A 16,547-nucleotide genomic window follows, 5' to 3' on the forward strand; every position below is an offset into this window, starting at 1 on the left:
GTCGCTCAGCGCAGGGCGGAGTCCACCGCGCTCAGCGGGACGGCGAAGAGCGTGGTGCCGGAGGCGGACCACAGCTCGCCCGTGGCGGGGGCGTAGGACAGGGAGCGCGGCGGGTCGCTCCAGCACAGGTGGGTGTCGTCGGCGCCGCACGCCGTGGTGCGCGCCCCGTCCGCGTCCTGGCGCCACAGCATGCCCCGCCCGTCGTCCGCGCTGTCGCCCGCGCGGGCCACGTACCAGCGGGAGCCGTAGGGCAGGACGCCCCGCACCTCCGTCGCCTTCGTCGTGTACACCGCGTCCGGCACGGCCCGGCCGGCGGTGTCGGTGAGCGGCAGCCCGTCGGCGCCGAGCCGGTAGCGCCACAGCCGGGTCGGACGGTGCTCACCGGCCGGCACCCGTTCGGACACGGCCAGCGCGTCCCGCGCCCCGGTGCGGTCCAGACCCAGCCCGGCGGCCCGCGGAGCGTCGCCCGCCGGTACATAGGAGGCGATGGCCGGCAGCACGAACGGGGCCCCGGCCGCCGACCAGCCGCCGGGCAGCCGGCCGACGGCCGCGCTGTCGACGCCCGCCCGCAGAGCGCGGCGCACGTCGAAGGCGTACAGCGCCGGCCTCTCCCGCGGGCCGGCACTGACCAGCAGCGTGTCGTGGTCCCAGACCATGCCGGAGACGTCCGAGGTCAGAGCGCGGTAGTCGCGGCCGCCGTCCACCGGGAGAGCGAGCAGGGCCCAGCTGTAGGCGAGGTGGCGCGGGTCGCTCGCGTCGACGAACGCCACCTTGGCCAGAGCGTCGCGCGACCAGGCGGAGGCCAGCACCCGCCCGCTGCCGTCCCCGGACACGGTCACCGCGCCGGGCCGCCAGCCCGCGGTGTCGGCGGAGGGGAAGCAGTAAGCGCGCGTGGCGGCGGGCGCGACGGGCAGCGCCCGCTTCTCCCGCGCCGAGCAGCCGTCGGCGGAGCGCAGGGTGTGGTCGGCGCCGCGCAGCACCGCGTCGACACCGACCGGCCGTCCCACGGCCGTGGCGAGGCGGTCCAGGGTGCCCCGCGGTACCGGCTCGGCGGCCAGCGCCGGCGCGTCGGACGCGGCCGGGGAGGCGAGCCGCTTCAGCGCGCCCGGGTCGTCGGCGACCGTGGCCTGGGAGGCGCTGATCATGGTGGCCGCGGCGGTCAGCGCGAGGGCGGTCCCGGCCAGGACCGCGCGCACCGCCGCACCCCGCCTGCGCCGGCGGTGCCGTCCTCGATGTCCCATGCCGTCCTCCCGAGGCGGGCCAACTGCGCCTGATGATCCTCACGTTGAGTCAGGAGCAGGTGGGGTGACCCGTAGGGATGCTACGGCAGCGGAGGCCGCCGCCGGGCGCAGACGGCCCAGTTGCCCGAAAAGCCCCCTTACGGCACGGCGGACGTGCCGCGCCCGCGCACCACACCCGGCGCCGTCGAGTGGGGCAGCAGATCCCGCGGGTCGCCGGGGAGCAGCAGCTCGACCTCGGCGTCCTCGCTGAAACGATACGGCCGGTGGGCGAGGAAGCCCCCGAGATACCGCCGTACCCGGGACATCTCCGCCCGCACCGTCACCGTGCGCGCCGGGTCGCCGAACATGTCCCGCGCCAGCTGCGCCGCACTGCGCCCCGTCCGCTGCACCGCCAGCAGATACAGCAACTCCGCGTGCCGCGGGCTCAGTTCGTGGCTCCAGCTGCCGGCAGACGAGGACACGGTCACCGACCAGCGGCGCGGCTGCGCGAGGTCCAGCACGATCCGGGTCGCGCCCGGCGGCAGCGGCTCGTCCACGGCCCGCACCAGCCAGCCGCCCGCCATCGGCTCCAGCGAACACATCCCGAGCGCCGGCAGCCACCGCCGCCCCGTCCGCACCCCCCGCGGCAGGGCCACCCGCCCGGTGTACGGCATCCCCGTCACGGCGGCCGTCCAGCCGTCACGGTCCACCACCAGCGCCCGGCCGCCCACTCGCGCCAGCACCGGCGCCGCCACCGCCCGCAGCCGCTCCAGCGCGTCCACGTGCACCTCGCGCAGCCGCGCCTCGGCCAGCTTGGCCACCGAGTCCACCCAGGCCAGCGTGGCCGGATGCATCGTCTCCAGCGGCCCGCTGACATCGACCACGCCGAGCAGCTTCCCGTCACGGGGATCGGTGATCGGCGCGCCCGTACACGTCCAGGAGGTCTGGCTGCGCACGAAGTGCTCGCCGGCGAAGACCTGCACCGGCCGCCGCACCACCGCCGGGGTGCCGACGCCGTTGGTGCCGACGACGTCCTCGCGCCAGTCCGCGCCGAGCTGGAAGCCGAGGCCGTCGGCCTTGCGCAGCACCGGCGCGCACCCCTCCCGCCACAGCACCCGGCCGTCGGCGTCGGCCACCACCATGATGTGCCGGGCGACGTCCGCCACCGACAGCAGCCCCTGACGCAGGACCGGCAGCACCTGCTTCAGCGGCGATGCCTCCCGGCGCCGGCGCAGCTCCTCGTCGCTCAGCAGATCGGAGCGGAAGTCGTGCTCCGGATCGACCCCGCTGCGCAGCATGCGCCCCCAGGACTCCTCGATCACCGGACGGGGCGCGACCCGGGTCCGCTGTCCCGCCAGCGCGGCCGCGCGCACCTCGCTGAGCACCCGCGCCGCGCGCGCCGCGTCGACGGCGGCGAGGTGCGTCACGTTGATCGGCGAGTTCGCCACTGGGTCCTCCAGGAAAGGTCGTGCACACCGGATGTCAACCCCGAACGGGGATCGCTTTCCGGTCTGTTCCGCTGCTCGTGCCGCATCGGATTCATACTGCCGAGCACCGGGGACGGAGGGACCGACTCCGGACAAGTTGCAACCCCCTGCAACCCTGGTGGACCGTCACCCGTTTCGTTGAACATTGAGCCACGCCGTCCCCGAGCGGCGTACCTGGCCTTGCATGGGCCATTGCGCGGGGGTGGTGCCGTGTCGGCGCAGCACCACCCCCCGTACCCAGCCCTCAGGAGACGGGCCGGGCCCGTTCCACGACCGACGCCAGGTCCAGCGTGTGCGGCAGCGTCCCGAAGGCCGCGCCTGCGTCGCTCCCCAGCCGCCCGGCGCAGAACGCGTCCGCCACCGCCGGCGGCGCGAACCGCACCAGCAGCGATCCCTGCAGGACCAGGGCCAGCCGCTCCGTGATCCGCCGGGCCCGCGCCTCGACACCCTCCAGGTCCGCCAGTTCCGTCAGCAGGTCCTTGATCGCCGCGTCCAGCCGGTGGTCCGCGCCGCGCGCCTGCCCGACCTCCCGCAGATACGCGTCCAGCGCGGCCGGTTCGCGCCGCAGCGCCCGCAGCACGTCGAGGGCCTGCACATTGCCGGCGCCCTCCCAGATCGAGTTCAGCGGCGACTCGCGCACCAGCCGGGGCAGCCCGGACTCCTCCACGTACCCGTTGCCGCCCAGGCACTCGGCGGCCTCCACGACCAGCGGGGCGCACCGCTTCGTCACCCAGTACTTCGCCGCCGGCACCGCGATCCGCAGCAGCGCCCGCGCCTGCTCGGAGTCCTCGTCGCAGGCCGCGGCGAGCCGCAGCGCCAGCGTCGTCGCCGCCTCCGACTCCAGCGCCAGATCGGCCAGAACGTTGCGCATCAGCGGCTTGTCGATCAGCTTCCCGCCGAACGCCTCGCGCTGGGAGCAGTGGTGGACCGCCTGGGCGACGGCCTGCCGCATCAGCCCCGCCGAGCCCAGCGCACAGTCCAGCCGGGTCGCCGCGACCATCCCGATGATGGTCCGCACCCCGCGCCCCTCCTCGCCGACCCGGCGCGCCCACGTCCCGGCGAACTCCACCTCGGCGGAGGCGTTCGACCGGTTGCCGAGCTTGTCCTTCAGCCGCTGGATCAAGAAGACGTTGCGCGATCCGTCCGCCAGCACCCGCGGCACCAGGAAGCACGTCAGACCCCCGGGCGCCTGGGCCAGCACCAGGAAGCCGTCCGACATCGGCGCCGAGCAGAACCACTTGTGCCCGGTCAGCTCGTACGTCCCGTCCTCGGCGAGCGGCCGCGCGGCCGTCGTGTTCGCCCGGACGTCGCTGCCGCCCTGCTTCTCGGTCATGCCCATCCCGAAGAGCACGCCCGCCTTGTCCGCCGCCGGCTTGAGCCCCCGGTCGTACACGGTGGACGTCAGCCGCGGCTCCCACTCGGCGGCCAGCTCCGGGTCGGTGCGCAGCGCCGGCACGGCCGCGTGCGTCATCGACAGCGGGCAGGTGTTCCCTGCCTCGACCTGCGTCCACACGACGAACGCGGCCGCCCGCCGCACATGGCCGCCCGGCCGGTTCCACGCCGAGGTCAGGCCCGCCCCGACGCCCTTGCCGAGCAGCCGGTGCCAGGCCGGGTGGAAGGCGACCTCGTCGATCCGGTTGCCGTAGCGGTCATGGGTACGCAGCCGGGGCGGGTCGTCGTTGGCCTGCGCGCCCCACTCCTGCACCTGCGCCGACCCCGCCGAGCGGCCCAGCCCGGACAGATCGCCGAGAGCCTCCTCGTGCAGGCCGGGATCCAGGTGCCGCCGCACCGCGGCCACCAGCGCGCGGTCGGCGGAGAAGACGTCGTACCCGGCCAGCGGCTCCGGCTGGTTGGTCACGGTGTGCGTGCTGCCTGCCATGTACGGCAACCTACCCGCCGGTCGCACGCTCATGACCCGCCCGACACGGGGCCGTGCGCCCCTCGCCCCGGCCCGTCCGGCGCCGGGGCGACCTGCGATGTGAGCCCAGCCTCCCGCGGCGGATACCTTTAGGGCGTGCAGTCAGCAAGTCAGTCACCCGAGCCCCCGCCGAGCCCCTCCGGTCGTCTGCACCGGGCGCGTGCCCTCTACCGGAACGTCTCCAAGCGCCGGACCGCCTGGCTGCTGCTGAAGGACACCGTCAACTCCTGCATCGAGTACCGCATCCTGGGCCTGGCCGCCGAGGCGGCGTTCTTCTCGCTGCTGTCGGTGCCGCCGCTGCTGCTGAGCCTCATCGGCCTGCTCGGCTACGTCGACGCCTGGACCGGCACGGACACCATCACCAGCCTCAGGAACAACCTGCTGGAGGCCTCGCGCACCGTCCTGTCCGACCGGGGCGTACGGGAGATCGCCCAGCCGATCCTCGACGACGTCCTCAAGGGCGGCCGGCCCGACGTCATCTCCGTCGGCTTCGTCTTCGCCCTGTGGTCGGGCTCGCGCGCGGTGAACGTCTTCATCGACACCATCACGGTCATGTACGGCCTCGACGGCGTGCGCGGCATCGTCAAGACGCGGCTGATGGCGTTCGCCCTGTTCGTGGTGGCGCTGCTGATCGGCTCGATCGCGCTGCCGCTGATGGTCGCGGGCCCGGACGCGGTGGTGGGCATCCTGCCGTGGTCGACGACGGTGGTCCAAGTCCTTTACTGGCCGGTGGTGATCGTGCTGTCGATCGCCTTCCTGACCACGCTGTACCACGTGTCGGTGCCGGTGCGCTCGCCGTGGATCGAGGACGTGCCCGGCGCGCTCGTCGCCCTCGCGATGTGGGTGCTCGGCAGCTTCCTGCTGCGGATCTACCTCCAGCACACCATCGAGGGCGCGACGATCTACGGCTCGCTGGCGGCCGCGGTCGCCGTGCTGCTGTGGATCGGGGTGTCCGCGTTCGCCGTCCTCGTCGGGGCCGCGGTCAACGCCGCGATCGACCGGGTGTGGCCGGCCGCCGCCACGGCAGCGGCCCGCGCCGCGCAGGAACGGGTGCGCGAGGCCCAGGTCGCCGACTACGTCGCCCGGGCCACCGCGACGCGCGAGCTCGACCCCGACGACCCCGACATGCCGTCGGAGTTCCCCGAACGCTGGTCCCGCTTCCTCCCCCCGGAGGACGTGACGGGCCGCCTGCGCGCCCACGCGAAGAGCACCCACAAGCCGCACGGCCCGCACGGGCCCCTGGGCGGGGAGGACGGCGCGGCGGAGAAGTGAGCCCGGCGGGGCGCCGGACCGGGCGGGCCGGAGCGGTCGGGCCGGCCCCGGCGCCGCGGGCGCGTGAGCGGAAGGGGGGGCGCCCCCGGCGTCGCGGGCGCGGTGAGCGGAAGAGTCCGGGATCCGGGAGTCGGCGGCCGCCGGGCGCCCCCGGTGGGATGAACGGCCGGTTCCGCTCACGGCCGTCTACGCTGCCCTCCATGGACGCCCTCGCATCGCTCCTGGAGGGGCCCCGCGCCCGTGGCGCGTTCATGATCCGCGCGTGCTTCGACCCGCCCTGGAGCGTACGGGTCGAGGACCGCGCGCCGCTGACGGTGATGCTGGCGGTGCGCGGCGACACCTGGATCGTGCCGGACACGGGGGAGCGGGTCCTGCTGCGGACCGGTGACCTCGCCATCGCACGCGGCCCCGACGCCTACGTCTGCGCCGACGACCCCGCGACCGGGCCGCAGGCCGTCATCCTGCCCGGCGGCCACTGCACCTATCCCGACGGCCGCGCCCTGAACGGCTCCATGGACCTCGGTGTGCGCAGCTGGGGCAGCCGGATCGACGGCGCGACGGTCCTGCTCATCGGCACGTATCCGCTGCGGGGCGAGGTCTCCGGCCGTCTGCTGGACGCCCTGCCGCCGCTGCTGACGCTGACCGCCGACGAGTGGCCGTGCCCGCTCACGCCGATCCTGACGGACGAGATCGTGCGCGACGAACCCGGCCAGGAGGTCGTCCTCGACCGCCTCCTGGACCTGCTGGTCATCGCCGCGCTCCGGGCGTGGTTCGCCCGTCCGGCGGCCGAGGCCCCCGCCTGGTACCGGGCGCTCGCGGACCCCGTCGTCGGCCGCGCGCTGCGGCTGCTCCAGGACGAGCCGGCGCACCCCTGGACGGTGGCCGCGCTCGCCGTCAGGACCGGCGTCTCGCGTGCGGCGCTGGCCCGCCGCTTCACCGCACTCGTCGGCGAGTCCCCGATGGCCCACCTCACGGCCTGGCGCCTGGCCCTCGCCGCCGACCGCCTCCGCGACACCGACGACACCCTCGCCGCGATCGCCCACCACGTCGGCTACGGCAGCGCCTTCGCCCTCTCCACAGCCTTCAAACGGACCTACGGCATGAGCCCGCAGCAGTACCGCACGGGTGAGCCATGACGTCCCCGTCCCGGTGGACGCCGCGGTGGGCTCGGTGGCCGTCGGTCGTCGGTCGTCGGTCTTCGAAAAGGCGCGCGTAGCCTGGCGGTGTGTACGCGGAGTGGGTGTCGCGGGTGCCCGGGGCCGTCGTGTGGACGAACCGTCCGTCGGGCGGCGGGGCGCTGCCCGTGCTGCCCGACGGGTGCATGGACCTGATGTGGAGCGAGGGACGGCTGATCGTCGCCGGGCCCGACACCCGCGCGTACGTCCCGGCCGGGCCGCCCGCCCCCTACGTCGGCGTGCGCTTCTTCCCCGGCACCGCGCCGGCCCTGCTCGGGGTCCCCGCGCACGCGCTGCGCGACCGGCGCGTGGACCTGGCCGACCTGTGGGCCGCCGCCACGGTACGGCGGCTGGCCGCCCGCATCGCCGCCGCCGGTGACCCCGCGCGGGCCCTTGAGGAGACGGCGCTGCGGTGCGCGGCCGACAGCGAGTTCCCCGATCCGCTGCTGCGGCACCTGGTCGGCGCGCTGGACGCGGGCCGCACTGTCGGTGCCACGGCCGACGAACTCGGCCTCAGCGCCCGCCAGTTGCACCGTCGCTCGCTGAACGCCTTCGGCTACGGCCCGAAGACCCTCGCCCGCGTCCTGCGACTCCAGCGCGCCCTCGCCCTGGCCCGCTCCGGCCTCCCCCACGCCGACACCGCGGCCCGCACCGGATACGCCGACCAGGCCCATCTCGCCCGGGACGTCAAGGAGTTGGCGGGCATGCCGCTCGGTGAGCTGCTGCGCGGCTCAGCCCTCGGCTAGCGGCGCGAACAGGTCGACGCCGGTGCCGTCCGGGTCGTGCAGCACCGCGTACCGCTGTCCCCAGAACGCGTCCCACGGCTTCAGCTCGCCGTGGTACCCGGCGCCCACCATCTCCTCGTACACCGTGTCGACCTCCTCCGGGCTCGCGCAGCGCAGTGCGAGGCCCGCCCGGGAGCCGCCCGTGGGCGGCCGCCACCCGGGGTGGAAGGAGCGCACGGTGTCCTCGGTGTCCAGCAGCAGCCGCAGCCCACCGGGCAACTCGGCCTCGCCGTGCGGCTCACGCTCGGCCCCCTCGGGGAACGCGAACCCGAGCCGCCGGTAGAAGGTGACGGAGGCGGCCATGTCGGAGACCACCAGCCCGATGGCATCGAATCGTGGAGTCATACGGCCACCGTAGGGACGGGGCCGTCCGCCGGTCTTGAAGGAATCGGACATGTCTCAGCGGCACCGGCCCGGAGGGGTGCGCGTCGGGGCCGTCGGCCGGCGCGCTGCCGCGGATGCCGGTCGCCTCTCGGGGTGCGGGGCAAGCCCGGCCCCCCGTCCGCCTCCCCGTCGTGCCGCGACCCCGCGGGCCCTCGTCGGCCGTCGGCCCCCCGCCCGCGGGGCGAGCAAGCCCCGGCCCTCCCGTCGGTGCTCGCGTTGCGGGGGCGGCGGGCTGTTGTTCCACTGGAGTGCGGCCGCCCCGGCCCGGTCCGTGTGCGCGCGGTGCGCCGACGGACCTCGCCCGCCGCGGCTCCTGCCCGCCCTTTTCCCTGCCCCCACCACGTTCCGGACGGCGATCATGACGATGTCCCCCTTCGGTGCCTCCTACGGCGGCCAGGACCCCTTCTCGGAGATCCTCAACCGGTTCTTCGGGATGTCCCCGGGGGCCTCCCCGCCGCAGGTGCAGCGGGTGCCGATCGGGCGGCTGCTGACCGAGTCCGCGCAGGACCTGATCAACCGCGCGACCCGCAAGGCCGCCGAGGACGGCAGCGCCGACCTGGACACCGAGCACCTGCTGTGGGCCTGCACCCAGGTGGAGCCGGCCCGAGGGCTGCTCACCCAGGCCGGAATCGACCCGGACGACCTGGCCCAGAGGATCGCCGCCGTGCTGCCCGGCGAGAGCGGCACCCCCTCGGCCCAGCCCGGCCTCACCCCGGCCGCCAAACGGGTGCTGCTGCGCGCCCACGCCCGCTCCCAGGCGACCGGCGTGTCGTACATCGGTCCGGAGCACGTCCTCGGCGCGCTGCTGGACTCGCCGGACTCGGCGGCGGCCAGACTGCTCACCGGCTCCGGCATGGAACTCGACGGGCTGCGCCGGGCCGCCGAGACCGCCGCACGCCCGGAACGGGCCGAGACGCGCCCGGCGAGCACGACACCCACCCTCGACGAGTACGGCCGCGACCTCACCGAGGAGGCCAAGGCCGGCAGACTCGACCCGGTCGTGGGCCGCGCCGAGGAGATCGAGCAGACCGTGGAGATCCTCTCCCGCCGCTCGAAGAACAACCCCGTCCTGATCGGCGAGCCCGGCGTCGGCAAGACCGCGATCGTGGAAGGCCTCGCGCAGCGCATCGTCGCCGGGGACGTGCCGCAGACGCTGAAGGACAAGCGGGTCGTCGGACTCGACCTGACCGGGCTGATCGCCGGCGCCCAGTACCGCGGGCAGTTCGAGGAGCGGCTGAAGAACGTCATCGACGAGGTCAAGGGCGCCGCCGAGTCGACGATCCTGTTCATCGACGAGCTGCACACCGTCGTCGGCGCCGGTGCCACCGGCGAGGGCTCGATGGACGCCGGGAACATCCTCAAGCCCGCCCTCGCCCGCGGTGAACTGCACGTCGTCGGCGCGACCACGCTCGACGAGTACCGGCGGTACGTGGAGAAGGACGCCGCGCTGGAGCGCCGCTTCCAGCCGGTGATGGTGCCCGAGCCGAGCGTCGAGGAGACCGTGCAGATCCTGGAGGGCCTGCGCGACTCCTACGAGGCCCACCACCAGGTCCGCTACACCGACGACGCGCTCGCCGCAGCGGCCGAGCTGTCCGACCGGTACGTCACCGACCGCTTCCTGCCCGACAAGGCCATCGACCTGCTCGACCAGGCCGGCGCCCGGGTGCGGCTGCGTTCGCTCGGCAAGTCCACCGAGGTCGTCGAGCGAGAGGACCGGCTGGCCAAGCTGAACCGGGAGAAGGACCAGTCCGTCGCCGCCGAGGACTTCGAGAAGGCCGCCGAACTCAAGGACCGCATCGCCGAGGTGGAGGCCGAGATCGCCGGCGTGGCCGAACGCCGCGAGGGCGTCATGGAGGTCACCGCCGCCGACATCGCCGAGGTCCTCTCCCGGCGCACCGGCATCCCGGTGGCCCAGCTGACGGAGACCGAGAAGGAGCGCCTGCTCAAACTGGAGGACGCCCTGCACTCCCGGGTCGTCGGCCAGGACGAGGCGGTCACCGCGATCGCCCAGGCGGTACGCCGCAACCGGGCCGGCATGGGCGACCCGAACCGGCCCGTCGGCTCCTTCCTCTTCCTAGGCCCGACCGGCGTCGGCAAGACCGAACTGGCCAAGGCACTCGCCGAGTTGCTGTTCGGCGACGAGAACCGGCTGGTGCGGTTCGACATGAGCGAGTTCCAGGAGAAGCACACCGTCTCCCGGCTCGTCGGCGCCCCGCCCGGATACGTCGGCCACGAGGAGGCCGGCCAGCTCACCGAGAAGGTGCGCCGCCAGCCGTACAGCGTGCTGCTGTTCGACGAGGTGGAGAAGGCCCACCCGGACGTGTTCAACACGCTGCTGCAGGTCCTCGACGACGGGCGGCTCACCGACGCCCAGGGCCGCACGGTCGACTTCCGCAACACCGTCGTCGTGATGACGTCCAACATCGGCGCCCAGCGCATCCTCGCCCACCACGGCGACGTCGGCGCCATCAAGGACGAGCTGATGCAGGATCTGCGGGGCCGGTTCCTGCCGGAGTTCCTCAACCGGATCGACGACATCGTCGTCTTCCACGCCCTCACCGAGGCCGACCTGGACCGGATCGTGGAGCTGCTGCTGGACGCCAGCCGGCGCCGCGTGCGCGCCCAGGGCCTGGAGCTGGAGGTCACCGAGGCGGCCAAGAAGCTGCTCGTCGCGCACGGCCACCAGCCGGAGTTCGGCGCCCGCCCGCTGCGCCGCACCATCCAGGCCGAACTCGACAACCGGATCGCCTCGCTGCTGCTGGCCGACGAGGCGGACCCCGGCGACACGATCGTCGCGGACGTCGTGAACGACGCCCTGGTGTGCCGGGTCGAGCGTCCCGCGCAGTCGGCGCCGGGCGCCGGGGGTGCCGCGGCGGCGGCCCCGTGACCGGTCGGCGGACGGCCCTTCAGTGACGTTTCTCCGGTGAACCGGTTCCGCCATTGGGGTGAGTAAAGCGCGCTCAACAAGACGGTAGGTGCTCGGTATAGGAATTCTTTTGTCTTGGTAAAGGACAGCCGTGGTCCCCGCGGCCGTCCTTCGGGCGCACGTGTTCAACCCCACCCAAGGAGCTGGACGTTGACTTACGGGAACAAGCTGCGCGAGCAGATCGCCGCACCCGGGACCACCCCGCTGATCGGCGTGTACGACATGTACTCCGCCTCGATCGCCGCCCGGCACTACGACGGGATGTTCGTCTCCGGGTTCGGCTTCGCCGCGTCCTACTACGGCCTGCCCGACATCGGCTTCATCGCCTGGCCGGACATGGTGGCGTTCGTGCAGCGGCTGCGGGGCGCCTTCCCGCACCACCACCTGCTCGTCGACATCGACGACGGTTACGTCGACCCCGAGGTCGCCTGCCATGTCGTCGAGGGTCTGGAGCGCATCGGCGCCTCCGGGGTCATCCTGGAGGACCAGAAGCGGCCCCGCCGCTGCGGTCACGCCGACGGCAAGCAGGTGCTGCCGCTGGACGAGTACCTCGACAAGCTGGACCAGGTGCTCAAGACGCGCCGCGACCTGGTCGTGGTGGCCCGCACCGACGCCACCGACGAGGACGACATCCTGCACCGCGCCGAGCGGCTCGCCGCCACCGACGCCGACGTGGTCCTCGTCGACGGCGTGCGCAGCGTGGAGTGGATCCGCCGCATCCGCGAGGTGGTCGGCGGCAAGCCGCTGCTGTTCAACCAGATCGCCGGCGGCAAGTCGCCCCGGCTCTCGCTGAGCGAGCTGTCCGGTCTGGGCGTCGACGTCGCCATCTACAGCACGCCGTGTCTGTTCGCCGCGCACGAGGCGATGGACTCCGCGCTCGCCGGGCTCAAGGAGGCCGACGGCCGGCTGCCCGAGGTGGACGCCGCGAGCGGCGTCGGCGTCAAGGCCGCCACCCGGCTGCTGGAGCGCAACATCGCCCGGCTGCGTACGGCACCCACGGCCGGGCAGACCGTCGCCGAGGCGGAGGCCGCGGTCGCGGTCGCGCAGGCCGAGTCCGAGGGCGTCCCGGCGTGACCGGGGCCCGCCCGGCCGCCGCGCGGCTGCGTCTGGGCGCGGCCCTCGCGGCGGCCGTGCTCGGCGCCTCGGCGGTCCCCGCGGCGGCCGACGGCAGCCTGATCACGGTGATCGACAACTCCCGGGCGGACTCGGTCCTGGAAGTGGACCGCACCGCGAACCTGCAGACCGGCAGCGGCACCGCCGGCAGCGACCACGACGGCAGCGCCGTGGACCTGATGCAGGCCCTCGTCGGCGCGACAGGCAGGCACGAAAACGGGTGACCCACCGACACCGTCCGGCGCCGAATCCTCCGCGCCGGACGCTGTCGCCCCCGGGCGCCGGGCCTGCCGGCGCCGACCGGACACGACACCGGGCAGGCTGAAAGCGCTTGCTATTCCAGGGCGGCGGCCCCGCGGAGGTGAGGACACCGGGAGGCGCCGGCCCGCGCGCACCCCCGCTGCCGGAAGGCGGCGTACGCCGAACAGCCCAATGCTGCCCTCCTGCGACGGAATACCGCGCGCGGCTGTGGTGCTCTGGTGAGACCGGAGCACGAACGCGGCGAAGGGCTGGTGGGCGTATGACGGCGGACCGGACGGACCCGGTGGTCGCGACTCCCCACGGGCGGATACGCGGCCGCTACGAGCACGGCGTCGCCGTCTTCCGTGGCATCCCGTACGCGGCACCCCCGTTCGGGCCGCGCCGGTTCCGGCCGCCCGCGCCGCCGGAGCCGTGGGACGGGGTGCGCGACGCCGGGGCCTTCGGGCCGACGCCGCCCAAACCGCCGTACTCGGAGGCCTTCGAGAAGTATCTGTCCGACCCGGTCGTGCCGGGTGAGGACTGCCTCAACCTCAACGTCTGGACCCCCGACCCGGACCCCGCCGCCCGGCTGCCGGTGCTGGTGTGGTTCCACGGCGGCGCCCTGACCCGCGGCTCCTCGGCCGTGCCCGTCTACGGCGGCCGCCCCTTCGCCCGCGACGGCGTGGTGCTCGTGTCGGTGAACTACCGGCTGGGCGTGGAGGGCTACGGCCTGTTCCCGGACGCCCCCGCCAACCCGGGCCTGCGCGACCAGCTCGCCGCCCTGCACTGGGTGCACGAGGCGATCGCGGCGTTCGGCGGCGACCCGGAACGCGTCACCCTGGCCGGCCAGTCCGCCGGAGCCATCAGCATGGGCGCGCTGATCGCCGCCCCGCAGGCCCAGGGCCTGTTCCGGCGGGCCGTGATGCAGAGCGGACCGCCGGAGTCCGCCGACCGGGACAAGGTACGGCGCATGGTGCGCCGGATGGCGGCCCGGCTGAAGGTGCCCGCCACCGCCGAGGCGTTCGCCGCCGTCGACCCCGCACTGCTGCTGCGCACCCAGGCCGAGGTCGGCCGGCTCGGCAGCCCGGTGCTGGGCGGGCCGTCGTTCGGCATCGTCGTCGACGGCGACCTCGTGCCCCGCGACCCGCTGGAGGCCCTGATCGACGGTGACGCCGCGTCCGGTGCCGAGCTGCTGATGGGCTGGACCCGCGACGAGTACCGGCTGTGGCTGGTCCCCGGCGGTCTCGTCGAACGCGTCGACCGGCTCGGCCCGGTCGCCCTCGCCGGGGCCATGGCCCGCTGCCACTGCGGTCACGAGGTCGTCCGCGGCTACCGTGCCCTGCACCCCGACGCCGGACCCGCGGAAATCGTCGGCCAGCTCGTCACCGACCACCTGCTGCGCATCCCGCTGCACCGCCTGGCCGACGCCCGGCCCGGCTCGTCGTACGTCTACGAGTTCGCCTGGCCGTCGCTGCTGCCCGGTCTCGGCGCCTGCCACGCCCTCGAACTGGGCTTCGTCTTCGACACCGGCGAGGTCCCGGAGTCGGCCAAACTGGCCGGTGAGGGCGGGCCGCAGGAGCTGGCCGACCAGATGCACCGCGCCTGGGTGCGCTTCGTCGCGGACGGCGACCCCGGCTGGGAGCCGTGGGACCTCTCGCATCCGGTGCGGATCTTCGGCGAACCGGCACAAGCACGCGAGGAGGGCCGTCCGGACGTCCTGCGCGACCCGTACACGGCCCATGGGCCGCGCGACCGGGAGATCGCCCTGTGGCGCCTGGACGCCGCCGCCCAGGCGGCCGCGGCCGTCGCCGGGCCGCCCCCGGCGGCCGGCCCGGCCACCCGGACCGTGGAACTGCGCTCCGCGGTCCGCCGGCTGCGCCGCTCGTCAGCCCTGCGGCGCCGCTGAAACAGCCCCTGTGGGGGCGGGAGTTGGTCCGGGCCTCTGCCTGGCACCGTTCGACGTGCGGGCGATGGCCCCGATCGCCCGCGGACCGACCCGGCAGCAGCCGCCGTCAGCTCTGCGGCGCCGCTGAAACAGCCCTTGCAAGGGCGGGAGTTGGTCCGGGTCGCTGCCCGTTACCGTGCGAGCGTGCGGGCGATGGCCCCGATCGCCTGCGGACCGACCCGGCAGCAGCCGCCGATCAGGCGGGCGCCCGACTTCCGCCAGTCCTGCACCAGTTCGGGCGCGAAGGTGGAGTTGCCGTCCCAGGCGCGCGCCTCGGCGTCCCACCGCTCCCCGCTGTTGGGGTAGACCACGACCGGCTTGCCGGTGACCCGCGCCGCGGTGGCGACGGCGGCGGCCACGTCCTGCGGGGCGCAGCAGTTGACGCCGACCGCGACCACCTCGTCCGCGTCGGCGGCGAGCGCGAAGGCGTCCTCCAGCGGCTGCCCGGCCCGGGTGCGGTCCCCGTCGACCGTGTACGACAGCCACGCCGGCACCCCGAGACCCCGCACCGCCCGCAGCAGCGCCGCGGCCTCGTCGGTGTCGGGGACCGTCTCCAGCGCGAACACGTCGGGCCGGGCCGCCGCCAGCACCTCCAGCCGGGGGCGGTGGAAACGCTCCAGCTCGGCCACCGTGAGCCCGTACGCCCCCCGGTACTCGGAACCGTCGGCGAGCATCGCCCCGTACGGGCCGACGGACGCGGCCACCCACAGCGGCCGGGTCACCCCCTTCTCCCGGGCCCGGGAACATGCCCGCCGGGCCAGTTCCACGCTCAGCCCGAGCAGACGGGCCGCCTCCTCGGGGCCGATCCCGCGCGCCGCGAAGCCCTCGAACGTGGCCTGGTAGCTCGCGGTGATCGACACATCGGCACCCGCCTCGACGTAGGCGAGGTGCGCCTCGGTGATCGCCTCGGGCCGCTCGGCGAGCAGCCGCGCCGACCACAGCTCGTCGCTCAGATCGTGCCCGGCGGCCTGAAGCTGGTTGGACATCCCGCCGTCGAGGACGACCGTCCCGGTGGCGAGGGCATCGGCGAGAGGGGGAGGGGTGTCGCTCGTCATGCCCCGACGCTAACCCGCCGGCCTCCTCGCCGGACACCGGTGCGGTCGGACGCGGAGGGCGCGAGCGGCTCCGGGGCGGTGATGCCGGGGCGGTGATGCCGTGACGGCCTACCGTGCGCGGAACCGGTCCTCCTCCACCCGCTCCACGAGCCCCGCGCCCACCAGCCGGTCCAGGTGCAGCGCCGCCGTCCTGCGCTCCACCGGCCGCACGTGCGGGCCCTCGACGTGCGGACGGTAGACCAGCCGGTGTTCGGCGATCTCCTCGACGGTGCGCGGCTCGCCGAGGAAGGCCAGCAGTGCCGCCTCGCGCCTGTCCACGACGGCGGCGAAGGCGTCCAGCCGGCGCCGGAACTCGGCCGCGCCCTCGATGACGCCCTTCTGGTGGGACGTGCCGTACCAGCGGGCGTCGATGTCCCGGCAGCGGCGCATCGACGCCTCGAAGTCGGCGAGGCTGCTGCCGGCGTCGCCGTAGTACGGGCCGAACGACGTCAGGTCGATGTCCGCGACGAACAGGAAACCGTCCGGCTCGATCAGGAACCCGCAGTGCCCCGCGGTGTGCCCGGGCAGGTGCACCACGGTCACCGTGCGCCCGCCCAGGTCGAACACCGTGCCGTCCGCGAAGGCACGGGCGTCCGCACGGCCCCGCACATGGAAGCTGTCCCGGAACGTGACGTCCAGCTCGGCGGCCGCGTCCGGCGGGAGCCCGAGCGCGTCGATCATCGCCCGGCGCGAGCGCAGCGCGGCGAGGTCGTCTCCATGGACGTGGACCGGCACGTCGTAACTCCCGAGCCCGGCGATGTGGTCCTCGTGGGCATGGCTGACGAGCACCAGGTCCGCCGGCGGCGCGTCCTCGGCGAGCGAGAGGGAGGGGTCGACGACCAGGGTCTCCGCCGTGCCCCGCACGAGCAGCGAGTGTGCGTACGGGTACGCACCCCGCTCGGCACCCACGAGCACGGTGACCTCGCCGTACTCGGCCGTCGTGTATCCCCTGTCACCCATGACCGCGGCCATCTCCCGTCCGCGGCCA

13 protein-coding genes are annotated in these 16,547 nt (G+C 74.5%); 7 read left to right on the forward strand and 6 right to left on the reverse strand.

Annotated features, from left to right (window positions below; translation table 11 throughout):
* Positions 1–5 precede the first annotated feature (5 nt).
* The 3 genes from ACZ64A_RS01365 to ACZ64A_RS01375 all read right to left on the reverse strand — a co-directional run bounded on the left by ACZ64A_RS01365 (position 6) and on the right by ACZ64A_RS01375 (position 4,586).
* Positions 6–1,241 carry a hypothetical protein gene (locus ACZ64A_RS01365; RefSeq protein ID WP_469807458.1) on the reverse strand — a complete coding sequence of 412 codons (1,236 nt, stop codon included), beginning with the start codon at positions 1,239–1,241 and terminating at the stop codon, positions 6–8.
* 137 nt (positions 1,242–1,378) lie between these two features.
* Positions 1,379–2,668 (reverse strand): GAF domain-containing protein, encoded by a 1,290-nt coding sequence (locus tag ACZ64A_RS01370; protein ID WP_469807459.1) that lies wholly within the window; start codon positions 2,666–2,668, stop codon positions 1,379–1,381.
* A 283-nt stretch (positions 2,669–2,951) separates the two neighbouring features.
* Positions 2,952–4,586, reverse strand: coding sequence for an acyl-CoA dehydrogenase family protein (locus tag ACZ64A_RS01375; RefSeq protein WP_469807460.1), 1,635 nt, complete (start codon positions 4,584–4,586; stop codon positions 2,952–2,954).
* A 135-nt stretch (positions 4,587–4,721) separates the two neighbouring features.
* Between ACZ64A_RS01375 and ACZ64A_RS01380 the strand changes: the two genes are divergently transcribed.
* From ACZ64A_RS01380 to ACZ64A_RS01390, 3 genes are all read left to right on the forward strand, one after another.
* The gene (locus ACZ64A_RS01380; protein ID WP_469807461.1) at positions 4,722–5,897 is read left to right on the forward strand and encodes a YihY/virulence factor BrkB family protein; all 1,176 of its coding nucleotides are present in this window, start codon (positions 4,722–4,724) and stop codon (positions 5,895–5,897) included.
* Positions 5,898–6,097: 200 nt separating this feature from the next.
* A complete protein-coding gene (locus tag ACZ64A_RS01385; protein ID WP_469807463.1) occupies positions 6,098–7,033 on the forward strand; it encodes an AraC family transcriptional regulator in 936 nt (311 codons plus the stop codon).
* An 89-nt stretch (positions 7,034–7,122) separates the two neighbouring features.
* Positions 7,123–7,818 carry a helix-turn-helix domain-containing protein gene (locus ACZ64A_RS01390; RefSeq protein ID WP_469807465.1) on the forward strand — a complete coding sequence of 232 codons (696 nt, stop codon included), beginning with the start codon at positions 7,123–7,125 and terminating at the stop codon, positions 7,816–7,818.
* Here ACZ64A_RS01390 and ACZ64A_RS01395 read toward each other — a convergent pair.
* Entirely contained in the window at positions 7,804–8,202 is a 399-nt protein-coding gene (locus ACZ64A_RS01395) for a VOC family protein (protein WP_469807466.1), read from the reverse strand. The genes ACZ64A_RS01390 and ACZ64A_RS01395 overlap by 15 nt on opposite strands.
* 397 nt (positions 8,203–8,599) lie before the next feature.
* Here ACZ64A_RS01395 and ACZ64A_RS01400 point away from each other — a divergent pair, with 397 nt between their 5' ends.
* From ACZ64A_RS01400 to ACZ64A_RS01415, 4 genes are all read left to right on the forward strand, one after another.
* The gene (locus tag ACZ64A_RS01400) at positions 8,600–11,128 is read left to right on the forward strand and encodes an ATP-dependent Clp protease ATP-binding subunit (protein WP_469807468.1); all 2,529 of its coding nucleotides are present in this window, start codon (positions 8,600–8,602) and stop codon (positions 11,126–11,128) included.
* A gap of 189 nt (positions 11,129–11,317) precedes the next feature.
* Entirely contained in the window at positions 11,318–12,241 is a 924-nt protein-coding gene (locus ACZ64A_RS01405) for an isocitrate lyase/PEP mutase family protein (protein WP_469807469.1), read from the forward strand.
* On the forward strand, positions 12,238–12,504 hold the full coding sequence (locus ACZ64A_RS01410; protein WP_469807470.1) for a hypothetical protein: 267 nt from the start codon (positions 12,238–12,240) through the stop codon (positions 12,502–12,504). The genes ACZ64A_RS01405 and ACZ64A_RS01410 overlap by 4 nt, the downstream gene beginning before the upstream one ends.
* 296 nt (positions 12,505–12,800) lie before the next feature.
* Positions 12,801–14,426: a carboxylesterase/lipase family protein gene (locus tag ACZ64A_RS01415; protein WP_469807471.1), complete on the forward strand. Its 1,626-nt coding sequence runs from the start codon at positions 12,801–12,803 to the stop codon at positions 14,424–14,426.
* A 170-nt stretch (positions 14,427–14,596) separates the two neighbouring features.
* On the opposite strand, the gene mmuM is transcribed toward ACZ64A_RS01415, so the two are convergent.
* Positions 14,597–15,520 (reverse strand): homocysteine S-methyltransferase, encoded by a 924-nt coding sequence (gene mmuM, locus ACZ64A_RS01420; protein ID WP_469807473.1) that lies wholly within the window; start codon positions 15,518–15,520, stop codon positions 14,597–14,599.
* Positions 15,521–15,628: 108 nt separating this feature from the next.
* Positions 15,629–16,519 (reverse strand): MBL fold metallo-hydrolase, encoded by an 891-nt coding sequence (locus ACZ64A_RS01425; protein ID WP_469807474.1) that lies wholly within the window; start codon positions 16,517–16,519, stop codon positions 15,629–15,631.
* Positions 16,520–16,547 lie beyond the last annotated feature (28 nt).

This window comes from Streptomyces sp. NPDC104814 (genome assembly GCF_055583185.1).